The sequence below is a fragment of the Pseudomonas sp. SMN5 genome, assembly GCF_052041925.1.
GTDB lineage: Bacteria > Pseudomonadota > Gammaproteobacteria > Pseudomonadales > Pseudomonadaceae > Aquipseudomonas.
Map to the genome: position 1 here is coordinate 54,977 of NZ_JBKGGX010000021.1, position 15,601 is coordinate 70,577.

The following is a 15,601-nucleotide window of genomic DNA, read 5'->3' on the forward strand; positions in this document are numbered from 1 at the left end:
CAGTCTTATCATCAGGCCCTGAACCGTCGTGAGGAATAACATGAAGTCGCGCATCTGGCGTTTGGCAGGTGTTGGTCTGTTGTGGGCAAGTGTCAGTGCGCAGGGAATGGCCGATGATCAGCAGAACCGTGGAGGTCCTGACGGTGGGCGCGATCACGATGGGCGAGGCGGCAACGGCCAGGGGTATTCAGGCCAGCCTCGGCCCCAGAGCAACGAGATCATTCGGGGCGACAATAGTCGCCAGTTCGAACCCGGTGCCCAGCGTCAAGGCGGGCAAAACTATTATCGGCCGCCTCACGACCCTAACGGCGAGGGGCGGCCGCCGCAGCAACCGGGCAATAATCTACCGATCCAGGGACGTCCCGACAGCGTGACCCAGACCCGGGAACCGCAACCGGGTTATTACCGCGATATTCCGCGCCGCAACGACGGCTATCCCAACGGTGGGCCGCGTCCTGGACCGGGCCATCACAACCGCCCTGACCCGCATTGGGCGGGACGGCCGGACGGCCATGGCAACGGTTGGGGGCCTGGCCCGCAATATCGTCCGGGGTATGTGATCGATCGCTTCCCGGATCGCAATTACCGCGTGCCCTATCGCGGGCAGGACTATTTCTATTCGGGCGGCTACTGGTATCGCCCACAGGGTCCGCGCTATGTCGTGGTCCAGCCGCCACGGGGTATTCGCACCCGCTACCTGCCCGACTACGCCCGGGAAGTGTGGATCGGCAGCTCGCTGTTTTTCCTCGCCGCCGGGGCCTATTACATCTATGAGGCCAACACCCAGGATTACGTGGTGGTCGATGCGCCCGTTGCCAACCCGCAGCCGCAACCCCAGGGCAACAGCTACGACGTGGTGGCGTATCCGGCCAACGGCCAGTCACCCGAGCAGGTCAATCAGGATGGCTACGATTGCTATCGCTGGGCCGTGCAGCAGAGCGGCTTCGACCCGCGCAACTACACCTACCCGCCGGCGCCGGAGGTGGTGCAGACCTATCGGCAGGCCCAGGGCAGTTGCTTGAGTAGCCGGGGGTATCAGGTGAGTTACTGAGCGCAATGCGGTCCCTTGTAGTGAGAACGCGTTCCCCTGTGGCGAGGGAGCTTGCTCCCGCTGGGACGGTCCGACGCCTCGGGCGAAGCGGCCCAAGGATCTTGCGGTCGCTGCGCAACCGAGCGGGAGCAAGCTCCCTCGCCACAGGGTGGTGGTCAGGAATCAGGTGCGGGTGTTTTTCACTACCTCCGAAGGATCGGCATGCACCAGCACTTCGGCCTTCGGATAGGCGCGGTGGATGGCATCGGCGGCCTGGTCGCTGATGCCGTGGGCCACTGACAGGGTCAGCTCGCCGGGCAGTTCAAGGTGCAATTGCACGAACCAATGGTTGCCGGAGATCCGCGTGCGCAAGTCATGGGCGCCGAGCACGCCGGGTACGCCGCAGGCCAGTTCCAGCATGTGCTGGCTGACGTCAGGCGGTAGTTCCTCATCCATCAACACCGCGAAGCTTTCCCGGGCGATCTGCACCGCGCTCCAGAGAATGTACGCGGCGATCCCCAGGCCGAACCAGGCGTCGAGCTGGTACCAGCCGAAGCCGGCCAGCACCAGGGCCACCAGGATGCTGCCGTTGAGCAACAGGTCGGAGCGATAGTGCAGCGAATCGGCGCGCACGGCGTTGGAGCCGGTGGCGCGGACGACTTTATGTTGCAGCGCCAGCAACGCCAGGGTCAGCGCCAGGGAAAAAACGATCACGCCGACGCTCAGCCACGGCGCGTCCACCGGCACCGGGTGTTGCAAACGCTCGAAGGCCTGCAAGGCGATCAATACCGCACTGCCGCCGATGAACAGCGCCTGGGCCATGCCCGCCAGGGACTCGGCCTTGCCATGGCCGTAGCGATGGTCATCGTCGGCGGGGCGCAGCGCGTAATGCACCGCCAGCAGATTGAGCAGCGAAGTGACGCCATCCAATGCCGAGTCGGTCAGGCCGGCGAGCATGCTCACCGAACCGCTCAACCACCAGGCCAGCGCCTTGGCGACAATCAGGATCAGCGCCACGCCCACCGACGCCCGGGTCGCCAGGCGCAATAGACGCGCGTGTTCGGTGCTGGTGGTCATGGCGCGGTCGTTCCTTCAGTGGCGCCCATCACGCGGCCGGCTTGAGCCCGAGCGCGGCCAGTTGCTGCGCGCTGCCCTTGTGCTGGATCAGCCGTGGATCATCCAGCGGGAAGCTGCGGCCCAGTTCGCTTTCCAGGATCGCCTGCAGCTTGTGGTTGTCGACACTGCCGTCGGCGTTGATCGCCGGCTTGAGTTTCTCCGGGGCAATCTGGGCGGTCCTGCCTGGTTCGAAGTAGATGGCGCCAGTGGCGAAGTCCACCGCGAAGGCGATCAAGCCGGGGATGATGTAGAACAGCAGGCCGACGGCGTCGAGGGCGGCAATCGCCGGGTCGATCTTGCCATCGATCTGGCCGCGACGGTCGGGGTAGAAGATCGAACCGCAGGCGGTGACCTGGGTCAGCAGGGTGGCGACCAGGACGCCGCCAATCACGCGAAAGGGCATACGCATAACAATCTCCTGAGCAGGTAGGGGGCATTGCTGGTTTGAGTCCAGACCACGCCAAACAGTTCGCCGTTATACTCGGCCCTCTGTTCTGGAGCCAGCATGATTTCTTTGCCGATTGATGAAGTTTTACCCGCCTTGCGTCAAGCCCTGGCGTCGCGCCACGAAGCCGTGCTCGAAGCGCCGCCCGGCGCCGGTAAAACCACCCGCGTGCCCCTGGCCCTGTTGCACGAGCCCTGGCTGGCCGGGCAGACCATCCTGATGCTCGAACCCCGGCGCCTGGCGGCTCGGGCGGCGGCCGAGCGACTGGCCAGTGAGTTGGGGGAAAAAGTCGGTGAAACCGTCGGCTACCGGATCCGTCTCGACAGCAAGATCGGCCCGAACACCCGCATCGAAGTGGTCACCGAAGGCATCCTCACCCGCCGCTTGCAGGACGACCCGGCGCTGGAAGGCGTGGGCCTGCTGATTTTCGATGAGTTTCACGAGCGCAGCCTCGACGCCGACCTGGCGCTGGCCCTGAGTCTCAACGGCCGGGAACTGTTTCGCGAGGACCAGCCGCTGAAGATCCTGCTGATGTCCGCCACTCTGGAAGGCGAGCGCCTGGCCGGGCTGTTGGACGACGCGCCGATCCTGCGCAGTGAAGGGCGGATGTATCCGGTCAGCGTCCGCTGGGGCCGTCCGTTCCAGCCGGGTGAGTTCATCGAGCCGCGACTGGTGCAGACAGTGCTGCAAGCGCTGCACGATGAAGACGGCAGTGTGCTGGTGTTCTTGCCGGGGCAGGCAGAGATCCGTCGCGTCCACCAGCAACTGGCCGACGCTTTAGGCGAGAACACCGATGTGCTGCTCTGTCCGTTGCACGGCGAATTGGACCTGGCAGCCCAACGCGCGGCCATCGATCCGGCGCCCTCCGGTAAACGCAAAGTGGTGCTGGCGACCAACATTGCCGAAACCAGCCTGACCATCAACGGCGTGCGGGTGGTGGTCGACGCTGGCTTGGCCCGGGTGCCGCGTTTCGATCCGGGCAGCGGCATGACCCGGCTCGACACCCAGCGCATCTCCCGGGCCAGCGCCACCCAGCGCGCCGGTCGCGCCGGGCGTCTGGAGCCGGGGGTGTGCTACCGGTTGTGGTCCGAAGACCAGCACGAACAACTGGCCGCTTATGGCAGTGCGGAAATCCTCTCGGCGGACCTGGCCGGCCTGGCGTTGCAACTGGGACGTTGGGGCGTGAGCCCGCAGCAATTGGTCTGGCTCGACATTCCTCCGGCCGCCGCGTATGCCCAGGCCCAAGACCTGCTGCAGCGCCTGGGCGCGCTGGACGGTGCGCAACTGACTCGCCACGGCCAGGCCATGGCCGAGTTGCCCGCTCATCCACGAATCGCCCATTTACTGCTGCGCGGCCAGGCGCTGGGCCTCGCGGACATGGCCTGCAACGTTGCGGCGCTGTTGGGCGAACGTGACATTCTGCGCGGTGCCGGGGCGGATCTGCACAGTCGCCTGGCCTTGTTGTCGGGCGAAGAACGGGCCGCGCGCGGTGCACAGGGTGGCGTGCAGCGGGCGCGGCAGTTGGCCCGGCAATATCGCGGCTACTTGCGCGGCAAGGCCGAGCAAGCGGTGGCGGATCCCGACCATCCGCGCTGGCTTGGCGCGCTGTTGGCACTGGCCTACCCGGACCGCGTTGCCCAGCAGCGCCGACCGGGCGGGGCGGAATATCGCCTGGCCAACGGTCGCGCCGCGCTGTTCGCCGAGGCTGACAGCCTGATGAAACAAGCGTGGCTGGTGGTCGCCGACCTGGGCAGTCGCCAGGGCCAGCGCGAGGAGCGGATCTACCTGGCAAGCGATTTCGACCCGGCGCTGTTCGACTCGGTGTTGGCCGAGCAGGTGCGCACCGTGGATCAATTGGATTGGGACGAACGCGAAGGCGTGTTGCGGGCCGAGCGCCAGCGCAAGGTCGGCGAACTGGTGCTCAGTCGCGAGCCACTGACCGGCCTTGATGAAGCCGCCCGCAGCCAGGCCTTGGTGAACCTGGTGCGCCGCAAGGGCCTGGAACTGCTGCCGTGGACCCCGGAGCTGCGCCAATGGCAGGCGCGAGTGGCGCTGTTGCGCCGCCTGGACCTGGACGCCAAAGGCGAGAGCGAATGGCCGGACGTCAGCGACACGGCGCTATTGGGCAGCCTCGAACATTGGTTGATGCCCTACCTGGGACGGGTGTCGCGCCTCAGTCACTTCGCCAACCTGGATCTTTCCAGCATCGTTCACAACCTGCTGCCCTGGCCGTTGCCGCAGCGACTGGACGAACTGGCTCCCCACCATCTGAGCGTGCCGTCGGGTTCGTCGATCCGCCTGGACTACAGCGAGCATCCACCGATTCTGGCGGTGCGCTTGCAGGAACTGTTCGGCCTGGCCGACACCCCGCGCATCGCCGGCGGCCGCCAGATCGTCAAGCTGCACCTGCTATCCCCGGCGCGCCGCCCGGTGCAGGTGACCCAGGACCTGGCGAACTTCTGGCGCAGCACCTACGCCGAGGTGAAGAAGGATTTGAAAGGACGGTATCCCAAGCATTACTGGCCGGATGATCCGTTGGTGGCCGAGGCCACGGCGCGGGCGAAGCCGCGTAAGTGAGCTGATTGCGCAATTGAACACAGACCCTGTGGGAGCGAGCTTGCTCGCGATTGCGGTGTGTCAGTTACATCATTGCTGGCTGACCTGACGCTATCGCGAGCAGGCTCGCTCCCACAAGGGATTCGGCGGTGATTCTCAGATCACGGCGCAGCCGGCAACAAGAACCGCGCAATCACCGGCAGATGATCGGAGATCCGCAGGGTATCGTCCTGCCGCACCTGGGCTTCGACCCGTTTGATCCGTGGACTGTAGAACAGGTAGTCGACGGTGCGGTCGGGGCCGTTGAGGCCGGGGTCGTTCGGGTAGTGGGTCAGCCAGTGCTCGCGGTCGATGCCGCTGGCCTCGTTGTTGGTGGGGATCATCGGGTATTTGTCCCACAGCAGGTGCAGCGGGCTGTCGGCGGAGTAGGGCGTGCGCCGTTCGACGGGCAGGCGCCGGTACTGGCCCAGGGGCAGCAAGTTGAAGTCACCGCCGATCAGCCACGGCGTGCCGGCGGATTCGAGTTTGTCCAGCGCCTTGGCCACGGCGCTGACTTGTGCGGGCAGGGTTTCATCCGCCTTGGCGGCCCGTTCCAGGTGGGTGTTGAGCACCGCCAGTCGGCCGCCGTCATTCAGCGGCAGGTAACTCACCAGCAAGGCGTCCTTGGGTTGGAACTGACGGCTGATGAAATTGGCGTCGGCCACCGGCAGCTGGACCCGTTCGGCGCGGTCGATGCGGTAGCGACTCAAGGTCGCCAATTGCCGACCGACGCTGCCGAAGATGTGCGGGGAGGGTATGAAATCGGCCTTCCAGTCGAAGGCGCTGGTGCTGCACGGGTAGAGATCGGCCAGGCGTTCCTGCAGCAACTTGAGCTGGTTCTGGTAGTCACTGGCCTTGGCGCCGTTGTCCAGTTCCTGGAGCAGGACAACGTCCGGTTGTTCGTCGCGAATGACCCGCGCCACTTCATCGAGGCTGAAGGCCATGTCTTCCAGGGTCGGGCTTTCGTCGTCGCCCTGGGCCAGGTCATGCCAGAACACATAGCGCTTGCCGGCCAGGAACTGCACGTTCCAGGTCATCACTTTCAGAGCCTGGCCGGGCATCAGCGGCGCTGCGTTGGCCGCGCAACTGACCGGCATCGCTTCCCGGGGCTGCGGACGCCAGGTCAGGGCGTAGATCGACAGGGCGGCCAGGCTGACGATCGACAGCAGGCCCAGCAGGATGTAGCGCAATAGACGGGTCATGGCTCGGCTTATGGGCGAAACACAAAAGTGAGCCCGAGCATAACCGAGAGCGCTTCCCGAGCCCAAGCCCTGGGGGACGTCCTCAGCGGTTGTCCGGTTTCCCTTCGAGCAGCATGAACATGCGGAACAGCACCACGCTGGTGAACAGCTGCAGGAAACTGTGGACACTGTCGATCAACAAGCTGAGCAAGGGATTCTGAGGCGGCGGGTACGCCGAGACGCTGACGCCCTTGAGCAGCCACAACGGGCCCATTACACAGAGGATGCACGCCAGGATCCGCCAGAAATTACCGCGGCTCATTTTCATGCTTTCCCTCATCGCCGCCAGCGGCGTCAAGCCCCTCAGGACCAGCAGGTACTCACTGAAGGCCAGGGTCACCATCAACCACAAGCCTGGCAGTACGTATAACGAGATGCCGACCAGGATCAGCAGCGTGTTGAGGGCCGTCAGCAGGGCAAAACGCGGCCAGAGGGTCAGCGCCGTGGCCAGCAGATCACGGGAGCGTGGCGCATCGCCACGACTGCGGGCGTCGAGAAACAGGATCAGCGCGGCGGTGTATAGCGGGTACACCAGCAATCCGACGATCAGGCTGTAGCCGGGAAAACCTTCGGGGCCGACCGCGCTGTCCACGCCTTGTTGCAGCAGCGCTTCCAGTATCACCAACGGCAGGCACAGCTGAGCGATCCGGCCCAGATGGCGCTTGAAGAAATAAAGGGAGTCGCGCAGCACGTCAAACGGATTCATGGCTCGGTATCGCAGTTTAAAAAGCGGTCCGACACTTTAACCGATCGGGCCCCCGCACAAGCAAACGTAAACATCTGGTAAAGACCGTTGAAACCATGCGGACGAGCCCCATAACTGGTTCGCACCGGTCTTGGGATCGGAATGGTTTTCTACCCGGCAATCTGATGAGGTCGCCATGAACAGCGAAGAACAAACCCTGATCGATGGACTGTTTTCACGGCTGCAACAAGCCGAAAAGGACTCAGCCCCGCGCGACGCCCAGGCCGAGGCGCGGATCAAGGAGCACCTGGCGAACCAGCCCGCGGCCGGTTATTTCATGGCCCAGGCGATTCTGGTGCAGGAGGCCGCGATCAAGCGCCTCGATGAGCAGAACAAGCAGCTCACCCAGCAGGTCGAGCAATTGCAGGCCGAACTGCAACAGGCCCGCAGCCAGACGCCGGCGTCGAGCAATGGCGGCGGTGGTTTCCTGTCGAGCATTTTCGGCGGCAGCAATCGGGACTCGCGCCCGGCGCCTGCCCCAAGCGCCCCGGCGTCCGGCGGCTGGCGGGAACCGGGGCGGCAGTCGTTCAGCTCGGCTGCGCCCCAGCACGGGTTCAGCGCACCGCCTGCGGGCTACGGCGCGCCGCAGCAGCAAGCCCCGGCAGCGAGCAGCTTTCTCGGTGGCGCACTGAAGACCGCAGCGGGCGTGGCCGGCGGCGTGATGCTGGCCCAAGGTATCAGCAGCCTGTTCCACAACAACCAGCAACCGCAGGAAATCGTCGAGATCCTGCGCGAGGAGCCGGCCCAACCGGTCAATGACACCAGCAACAGTGGCGACAGCGGTTGGGGCGATGATCAGCGCGTTGCCGACAACGATAACTATGGCAGCGACCAGGGAGGTTTCAGCGACGCCGACTACAACGACGATTCTTCCTTCTTCAGCGACGACGACTCTTTCGTCTGACCTGCCATTCGTCCGGGGCGCCCGTGCGCCTCGGACCGATTATTCGCGTGACGTTCCTTTGGGCTGGCATACTGAGCGCCTTTACGGGCCCGCCGGCCTGCGCTCGTGCATCCAAGAGGAACCGCGGTGAAAAAAATTGCAGTGTTCGCCGACGTCCAGAACCTCTACTACACCGTGCGCCAGGCCTACGGCTGCCATTTCAACTACGCCGCGCTGTGGGCCGATGTCAGCAGGCAGGGGCAGATCGTCGAGGCCTACGCCTATGCGATCGACCGTGGCGACAGCAAACAGCAGCAATTCCAGCAGATCCTGCGCAACTTGGGCTTCGTCGTGAAGCTCAAGCCCTACATCCAGCGCAGTGACGGCTCGGCCAAGGGCGATTGGGACGTGGGCATCACGCTGGACATCATGGACGCCGCCGATCACGTCGATGAAGTGGTGCTGGCCTCCGGCGATGGCGATTTCGACATGCTGCTCGAACGCATCATCAGCAAGCATGGGGTGCAAGCGGTGGCCTATGGCGTGCCGGGGCTGACGGCCAACTCGCTGATCCGCGCTGCCAGCCGCTACGTGCCTATCGAAGGCGCGTTGCTGCTCAAGAATTGATTCATACGGAGTTCAGACAGGTTTGGAACGCATCGCAGTCATCGACTTTGAAACCACCGGCATCACCCCGAGCAGCAGTTGCCGGGCCACGGAAATCGCCGTGGTGATTCTCGAACGTGGGCAGATTGTCGACCGTTACCAGAGCCTGATGAACGCCGGCGTACGGGTGCCGGCCTTCATCGAGCAATTGACCGGCATCAGCAACGCCATGCTGCGCAGCGCACCGCCGGCGGAAAAGGTAATGAACGAGGTCAACGAGTTCGTCGGCATCACGCCGCTATTGGCCCATAACGCTGCGTTCGACCAGAAGTTCTGGGACTTCGAACTGGGACGAATCAAGCGCACCCGCTTGCAGAACTTCGCCTGCTCATTGTTGCTGGCCCGACGCCTGATGCCGGCAGCACCGAACCACAAGCTCGGCACCCTCAACCGCTTCGCCGGCTTGCCCCACACCGGCCAGGCTCACCGGGCCATGGCCGACGCCGAAATGGCCGCCAACCTCACCGCCCATCTGGCCGGCGAACTGCGGCAGAAACATGGGCTGCGGGAGTTGTCCCATGACTTGCTGTGCAGCTTGCAGAAAGTGCCGGCGGCGAAGATCAATGAGCATCTCAAGCGCTATCGCGTAGTCTGAACGCACCATCTACCCCTGTGGGAGCGAGCCTGCTCGCGATAGCGCAGTGTCAGGCAGCATATTCGTATCTGATACACCGCAATCGCGAGCAGGCTCGCTCCCACAATATTGATTTGTGTTGAATCTGCTATTTGCCATTGCCTTCCAACTGCCCCAACGGCACGCGCTTTTCAATGGCGCTGGAGAGCACGATCGAGGTCTTGCTGAAGCCGAACTTGGCAATACGGTTGATCAGTTCCTCCAGCTCCGGCATCGAGCCGACGGCCGCTTGCATGATCACGCAGGGATCGCCCGTGACCCGGTGGCACTCGGTCAGTTGTGGGATCTTGCACAGTTCGTCGTAGGTCTTCTGGTTGCCGTGCTGGTTCATTCGCAGTTCGATCACGCACTGCACCGGCAGGCCGATCTTCGCCATGTCGACTTTGGCCTGGTAACCGGTGATCACCCCGTTGGCTTCCAGCTTGCTGACCCGCTCGGCCACCGCCGGGGCTGACAGGTTCACTTTACGGGCCAGGTCGGCGTAGGACGCACGGCCGTTTTCCAGCAGGGCGGCGAGCAGCATGCGGTCGTATTTGTCCACGGTATGGCTTCCAGAGAGGGGCACTTTCGAAAGCACGGTTTATAGCGTTGATCTCCGTGTTTTGAAAAGTGTATGGCTCGGATAAACAGGTTTTGTAGCTTATTTTCCGCCGGTCGCCTTTCTAGAATAACCTCTCTTCATTGACCTGACTTCGAGCCAACCATGCCGGGCCTACGCCGTTTCCCTCTGCCATTGATCGCTGCCTTTTTCGCCTTGTACGTTATCTGGGGTTCGACCTACCTGGTGATTCGTATTGGCGTGGAACATTGGCCGCCGCTGTTGCTGGCCGGGATTCGCTTTGTGCTGGCAGGCTCCCTGATGTACGGCTTCCTGCGCTGGCGTGGGGCGCCGGCACCGACTTGGGCGCAATGGAAGGCCGGGGCGGTCATTGGCGTGTTGTTGCTCAGTTTTGGCAACGGCGCGGTGAGCGTGGCCGAACACACCGGCGTGGCCTCCGGTGTGGCGGCGTTGGCCGTGGCGACGGTGCCGTTGTTTACCTTGCTCTGCGGGTATTTCTGGGGGGCGCGCAATACCCGTCTGGAATGGGCGGGGATTGTCCTGGGGCTGATCGGCATTGCCATGCTCAACCTGGGCTCCAACCTGCAATCGAGTCCGTTGGGCGCCACGCTGCTGGTGTTCGCGGCGGCGTCGTGGGCCTTCGGTTCGGTGCTGAGCAAGCACGTGCCGTTGCCGGCCGGGGCCATGGCCAGTGCCGTGGAGATGCTGGTGGGCGGTGTGGTGCTGTTGATCGGCAGCGTGGCCAGCGGTGAACGCCTGGAACAGGTGCCGCCGTTCGAAGGCTGGTTCGCCCTGGCCTACCTGACCTTCTTCGGTTCGATCATTGCCTTCAATGCCTACATGTACCTGCTCAAGCACGTGCGTCCGGCGGCGGCCACCAGCTATGCCTACGTGAACCCGGCGGTGGCGGTGCTGCTGGGCATCGTCTTCGCCGGCGAAAGCATTGGCGTCGAAGAGGCGGTGGCGATGTTGGTGATCATCAGTGCGGTGGTGCTGATCGGCTTGCCGCAGTGGCGCAAGCCCAAGCCTGCGCCGACCGTATCGTGATTTAGGGTAAACTGCCGCGCATTGCATACACCTTGCGCTGATTTTCCTACGGTAATTCCATGACTTTCGCCTCCCTTGGCCTGATCGAACCCTTGCTGCGCGCTCTCGACACGCTCGGCTACCAGACCCCGACCCCGGTGCAGGCCCAGGCCATGCCGGCGGTACTGGCCGGCCGTGACCTGATGGCGGCGGCCCAGACCGGCACCGGCAAAACCGCCGGCTTCGCCGTGCCGCTGTTGCAATTGTTGACCACCGAAGGGCCGAAGGTGGCCTCTAACTCGGTGCGGGCGCTGATCCTGGTGCCGACTCGTGAGCTGGCCGAGCAGGTCCATGAAAGCGTCCGTCAGTACGCGCAGAACCTGCCGCTGAGCACTTACGCGGTGTACGGTGGCGTCAGTATCAATCCGCAGATGATGAAGCTGCGCAAGGGCGTCGACCTGCTGGTCGCCACGCCGGGGCGCCTGCTCGATCTGTTCCGCCAGAATGCGCTGAAGTTCAACCAGCTCCAGACCCTGGTGCTGGACGAAGCCGACCGCATGCTCGACCTCGGCTTCTCCGAGGAACTGGCGAATATCTACAAGGCGCTGCCGAAAAAACGCCAGACCCTGCTGTTTTCGGCGACCTTTTCCGACGCCATCCGTCTGCTGGCCGGGCAGATGCTCAATGATCCGCTGAGCATTGAAGTCAGCCCGCGCAACGTGGCCGCCAACACCGTCAAGCAATGGGTGGTGACGGTGGACAAAAAGCGCAAGCCGGAGCTGTTCGTGCACCTGATGCGCAAGAACAAGTGGAAGCAGGTGCTGGTGTTCGCCAAGACTCGCAACGGCGTCGATGCGTTGGTGGAAAAACTCCAGGGCTTGGGCGTCAACGCCGACGGCATCCACGGCGACAAGCCCCAGGCCACCCGGCAACGGGCGCTGGACCGTTTCAAATTGGGTGAGGTGCAGATCCTGGTGGCGACCGATGTGGCCGCCCGGGGTCTGGATATCGAAGATTTGCCGCTGGTGGTCAATTTCGACTTGCCGATTGTCGCCGAGGACTACATCCACCGTATTGGCCGTACTGGCCGGGCGGGCTCGACCGGGGAGGCAATTTCCCTGGTTTGCGCCGATGAGGTGAATCTGCTGTCGGCCATCGAGATGCTGACCCGTCGGACATTGCCTCGGCAGATGGAACAGGACTTCGAGCCCGAGCACCGGGTGCCGGACACCGATGCCAGCGGCCAGGTGATCAAGAAACCGAAAAAACCGAAGAAACCGAAAACCGCCGGCGGTGGCGGCAAGCGCAACCTGGGCAAGTGGGTCGACAGTGGCGACGCGGCGCCGGTGGAGCCTTCGATCAAGCCTGTGCGTAAAGTGCCGGTGTTCAATACCGGGCCGCGTAAGCGGAAGCCGTAGAAGGGCGGTTGCGAAGGGCAAGCTGCAAGGGGCAAGCTTCGAGCTGCAAGCAGACGCGCTAGGCTTGTAGCTTGTAGCTTGTAGCTTGTAGCTTGTAGCTTGTAGCTTGTAGCTTGTAGCTTGTAGCTCGCAGCTTAAGCGCCGCCGTTTCGAAGAAACTCCAACATCCCCAACCCCGCCGCCCGTCCGCTGGCAAAGCACGCGGTCAACAGATAGCCACCGGTCGGCGCTTCCCAGTCGAGCATTTCCCCGGCACAGAACACTCCAGGCACGGCCTTGAGCATCAGCCGTTGATCCAGGGCTTCGAATGTCACGCCGCCGGCGCTGCTGATGGCTTCATCCAGCGGGCGGGTTTTCACCAAGGTGATCGGCAAGGCCTTGATCGTCTGGGCCAGCCGCGCCGGATCAGCGAAATCGTCAGCCGTGGTGCACTCGCGCAGCAGCGCCGCCTTGACCCCATCGATCCCCAACTGACTTTGCAAGTGCTTCGCCATGGAGCGTGAGCCGCGAGGTTTCGCCAGGGCTTGTTGAATCTTATCCACGGGTCGGCCCGGCAGCAGGTCCAGGTGCAGGGTTGCGCTGCCGTGCTGGTTGATGGCCTCGCGTATCGGCGCCGACAGTGCGTAGATCAGGCTGCCCTCGATGCCGGTGGCGGTGATCACGCATTCGCCGAGGCGCGGCACGTCGTCGTTCAGACCGATGGCAATATTCTTCAGCGGGGCGCCGGCGAACTTGTTGACCATCAGCTCGCTCCAGCCTGGCACGTCGAACCCGCAGTTGCTCGGCTGCAACCGCGCCAGGGCCACGCCGCGCTGCTCCAGCGGCAGCATCCAGGCGCCGTCCGAGCCCAGGCGCGACCAACTGCCGCCGCCCAGGGCCAGCAATGTCGCACTGGGTTGTAAGGCTTTTTCACCTTCGGGGGAAGCGATCCGCAGGCTGCCGTCCGGGTTCCAGCCGAGCCAGCGGTGACGCGTGTGGATAGCCACGCCCGCTTCGCGCAAGCGCTTGAGCCAGGCGCGCAGCAGCGGGGCGGCCTTCATGTCGGTGGGGAACACCCGGCCGGAACTGCCGACGAAGGTGTCGATGCCCAGGCCGTGAATCCATCCGCACAGCTGATCGGCGCCGAATGCCCGTAGCAGTGGGGCGAGGTTCGGCGCACGTTCGGCGTAGCGCGCCAGGAACGCCGGGAAGGCTTCCGAGTGGGTGATGTTCATGCCGCCCACGCCGGCCAGCAGAAATTTCCTACCCACCGACGGCATGCCGTCGTACAGATCGACCCGGACGCCGGCCTGGCTCAACACCTCGGCCGCCATCAGGCCGGCGGGGCCGCCGCCGATGATGGCGACGGTTGGAATGTTGGATGGGGCGGTCGAGGTCATGGCGTGAACTGCAGAGGCGGGGTTGAGCGCGGCATTCTATCAGCACAAAAATCCTGTGGGAGCGAGCCTGCTCGCGATTGCGGTGGATCAGAGACAAATGTGTTGCCTGATACGCCGTCATCGCGAGCAGGCTCGCTCCCACAGGGGAATGAAGGCGTCGCTGAGATGGTGGTCAAAAAACAACCAGGGCTCTGGAAGCTATACACAGCATAGGCTGTAGGCCGTTTCGCTCAGGTTATCCACAGGCCGTTCCACAGCGGATGTGGGTAACGCGCCCAGAATTCAGTGACATCCTGATGACACCCAGACCTTTTGCGCGCTGTGGTGCAGGATCCCATGGCGGCGGGCCAGGGCCCGGCGATCCTTGCTGTAGCCGCCGCCGATCACTCCGACCACCGGGATGTCGCGGCCCAGGCAATGGCGCATGACGCTTTCGTCCCGGGCGGCGAGGCCTTCGTCGGTCAGCTTCAGGTAGCCGAGGGCGTCGTCCTTGTGCACATCGACGCCAGCGTCGTACAGCACCAGGTCCGGCTGGTAGAGCGGCAGCAGGTAATTGAGGGCATCGTCCACCACCTTGAGGTAAGCGGCGTCCTGCATACCCATCGGCAATGGTATGTCCCAGTCGCTGTGGGCCTTGCGTGCAGGAAAATTCTTTTCGCAATGCAAGGAAACTGTCACCGCGTCCGGGGTGTCATGGAGTATTCGGGCGGTGCCGTCGCCCTGATGCACGTCGCAGTCGAAAATCAGCACCCGCGAGACCCGGCCGCTGGCCAGGAAATAGCGGCTGATCACCGCCAAGTCATTGAAAATGCAGAACCCGGCAGGGTGATCGTAGTGGGCGTGGTGGGTGCCGCCAGCCAAGTGGCAGGCCAGGCCATGCTCGAGGGCCTGCTCGGCCGCCAGCAGCGAACCGCCCACGGCGCGTACCGTTCGGCGGGCCAAGGCCTCGCTCCAGGGCAGGCCAAGGCGCCGTTGGTCTTCACGGGACAACTCGCCGCCCATGTAGCGTTCGATATAACCGCGGTCGTGGGCCAGGGCGAGGATGTCTGGTGGGCACAACGACGGGCGCAGCAGGTCGGCGTCGCGGGTCAGGCCGCTGTCCACCAGGTGATCGCGCAACAGGCGGAACTTGTCCATGGGGAAGCGGTGCTCCGCCGGGAATTCGGGGCTGTAGTCTTCGTGATAAATCAGCGGTAGCGGCATAGTGTTTTCAGTGGTGATCGAGTGACGGATCCTACCAGCGATGTAGACTCAAGGCATGGAGAGGGTATGAAGATGGAGCCGATACTGGAGCTGGAAAGCGCGCGACTGATATTGCGGCAATGGCGCGACGACGATTTGCCGGAGTTCGCCGCCATGTGCGCCGATCCACAGGTGATGCGCTATTTCCCTGCGCCCTTGAGCCGCCTGGAAAGCGCGGCCCTGATCGGGCGTGTGCGCGGGCATTTTGCCGAACATGGTTTTGGCCTGTGGGCGTTGGAGCGCAAGGACACCGGGGCCTTCATCGGTTTCACCGGGCTTGGATTGGTCGGGTTCGACGCGCCGTTCACGCCGGCCATCGAGATCGGCTGGCGGCTGGCCCACGAACATTGGGGTCTGGGCTATGCCAGCGAAGCGGCGTGGACCGCGCTGCGTTGTGCGTTCGAACAATTGAAGCTGGACGAAGTGGTGGCATTCACCGCGGTGGATAACCTGCCCTCGCAGAAAGTCATGCAGGCAATCGGCATGCACCACGATCCGGCGGACGACTTCGAGCACCCAAAACTCGCAGTTGACCATCCATTGCGTCACCATGTGCTCTATCGCATCAATCGTGAGCAGTGGCTCCAGACCCTGCACGCTTAGCCGACACGGACGTTTATAC

Annotated in this window: 15 protein-coding genes; 8 read left to right on the plus strand and 7 right to left on the minus strand. The window is 63.7% G+C overall.

What is annotated here, in order from left to right; translation table 11 throughout:
• The first annotated feature begins 40 nt into the window (after nucleotides 1-40).
• A complete protein-coding gene (locus tag ACLEJR_RS20135) occupies nucleotides 41-1,051 on the plus strand; it encodes a DUF6515 family protein (RefSeq protein ID WP_440816000.1) in 1,011 nt (336 codons plus the stop codon).
• Between the two features lie 162 nt (nucleotides 1,052-1,213).
• On the opposite strand, the gene ACLEJR_RS20140 is transcribed toward ACLEJR_RS20135, so the two are convergent.
• Together ACLEJR_RS20140 and ACLEJR_RS20145 are read right to left on the minus strand one after the other, a co-directional pair.
• On the minus strand, nucleotides 1,214-2,107 hold the full coding sequence (locus tag ACLEJR_RS20140; protein ID WP_440798682.1) for a cation diffusion facilitator family transporter: 894 nt from the start codon (nucleotides 2,105-2,107) through the stop codon (nucleotides 1,214-1,216).
• Nucleotides 2,108-2,135: 28 nt separating this feature from the next.
• The gene (locus tag ACLEJR_RS20145; protein WP_440798680.1) at nucleotides 2,136-2,555 is read right to left on the minus strand and encodes a polyribonucleotide nucleotidyltransferase; all 420 of its coding nucleotides are present in this window, start codon (nucleotides 2,553-2,555) and stop codon (nucleotides 2,136-2,138) included.
• 96 nt (nucleotides 2,556-2,651) lie between these two features.
• Here ACLEJR_RS20145 and hrpB point away from each other — a divergent pair, with 96 nt between their 5' ends.
• On the plus strand, nucleotides 2,652-5,168 hold the full coding sequence (hrpB, locus tag ACLEJR_RS20150) for an ATP-dependent helicase HrpB (RefSeq protein WP_440816001.1): 2,517 nt from the start codon (nucleotides 2,652-2,654) through the stop codon (nucleotides 5,166-5,168).
• Between the two features lie 140 nt (nucleotides 5,169-5,308).
• Here hrpB and ACLEJR_RS20155 read toward each other — a convergent pair whose 3' ends face one another.
• On the minus strand, nucleotides 5,309-6,388 hold the full coding sequence (locus ACLEJR_RS20155; RefSeq protein WP_440816002.1) for an endonuclease/exonuclease/phosphatase family protein: 1,080 nt from the start codon (nucleotides 6,386-6,388) through the stop codon (nucleotides 5,309-5,311).
• Between the two features lie 82 nt (nucleotides 6,389-6,470).
• Nucleotides 6,471-7,133, minus strand: coding sequence for a YciC family protein (locus tag ACLEJR_RS20160; protein WP_440816003.1), 663 nt, complete (start codon nucleotides 7,131-7,133; stop codon nucleotides 6,471-6,473).
• A gap of 175 nt (nucleotides 7,134-7,308) precedes the next feature.
• Here ACLEJR_RS20160 and ACLEJR_RS20165 point away from each other — a divergent pair, with 175 nt between their 5' ends.
• The 3 genes from ACLEJR_RS20165 (at nucleotide 7,309) to ACLEJR_RS20175 (ending at nucleotide 9,316) form a co-directional block, all read left to right on the plus strand.
• Complete coding sequence (locus ACLEJR_RS20165) at nucleotides 7,309-8,076, plus strand: DUF2076 domain-containing protein (protein ID WP_440816006.1); 768 nt, start codon at nucleotides 7,309-7,311, stop codon at nucleotides 8,074-8,076.
• Nucleotides 8,077-8,202: 126 nt separating this feature from the next.
• On the plus strand, nucleotides 8,203-8,682 hold the full coding sequence (locus ACLEJR_RS20170; protein WP_440798670.1) for a LabA-like NYN domain-containing protein: 480 nt from the start codon (nucleotides 8,203-8,205) through the stop codon (nucleotides 8,680-8,682).
• Between the two features lie 22 nt (nucleotides 8,683-8,704).
• The gene (locus tag ACLEJR_RS20175) at nucleotides 8,705-9,316 is read left to right on the plus strand and encodes a 3'-5' exonuclease (RefSeq protein ID WP_440798668.1); all 612 of its coding nucleotides are present in this window, start codon (nucleotides 8,705-8,707) and stop codon (nucleotides 9,314-9,316) included.
• A gap of 127 nt (nucleotides 9,317-9,443) precedes the next feature.
• Here ACLEJR_RS20175 and ACLEJR_RS20180 read toward each other — a convergent pair whose 3' ends face one another.
• A complete protein-coding gene (locus ACLEJR_RS20180; protein ID WP_440798666.1) occupies nucleotides 9,444-9,896 on the minus strand; it encodes an Lrp/AsnC family transcriptional regulator in 453 nt (150 codons plus the stop codon).
• 162 nt (nucleotides 9,897-10,058) lie between these two features.
• Here ACLEJR_RS20180 and yedA point away from each other — a divergent pair, with 162 nt between their 5' ends.
• Together yedA and ACLEJR_RS20190 are read left to right on the plus strand one after the other, a co-directional pair.
• Nucleotides 10,059-10,961: a drug/metabolite exporter YedA gene (yedA, locus tag ACLEJR_RS20185; RefSeq protein WP_440798664.1), complete on the plus strand. Its 903-nt coding sequence runs from the start codon at nucleotides 10,059-10,061 to the stop codon at nucleotides 10,959-10,961.
• 59 nt (nucleotides 10,962-11,020) lie between these two features.
• A complete protein-coding gene (locus tag ACLEJR_RS20190) occupies nucleotides 11,021-12,358 on the plus strand; it encodes a DEAD/DEAH box helicase (RefSeq protein ID WP_440816009.1) in 1,338 nt (445 codons plus the stop codon).
• Between the two features lie 134 nt (nucleotides 12,359-12,492).
• On the opposite strand, the gene ACLEJR_RS20195 is transcribed toward ACLEJR_RS20190, so the two are convergent.
• Both ACLEJR_RS20195 and ACLEJR_RS20200 read right to left on the minus strand, forming a co-directional pair.
• A complete protein-coding gene (locus ACLEJR_RS20195; protein WP_440816011.1) occupies nucleotides 12,493-13,737 on the minus strand; it encodes a TIGR03862 family flavoprotein in 1,245 nt (414 codons plus the stop codon).
• Nucleotides 13,738-14,019: 282 nt separating this feature from the next.
• Nucleotides 14,020-14,940 carry a histone deacetylase family protein gene (locus ACLEJR_RS20200; protein WP_440816012.1) on the minus strand — a complete coding sequence of 307 codons (921 nt, stop codon included), beginning with the start codon at nucleotides 14,938-14,940 and terminating at the stop codon, nucleotides 14,020-14,022.
• A gap of 72 nt (nucleotides 14,941-15,012) precedes the next feature.
• Between ACLEJR_RS20200 and ACLEJR_RS20205 the strand changes: the two genes are divergently transcribed.
• On the plus strand, nucleotides 15,013-15,582 hold the full coding sequence (locus tag ACLEJR_RS20205; protein WP_440798725.1) for a GNAT family N-acetyltransferase: 570 nt from the start codon (nucleotides 15,013-15,015) through the stop codon (nucleotides 15,580-15,582).
• The last annotated feature ends 19 nt before the right edge of the window (nucleotides 15,583-15,601 follow it).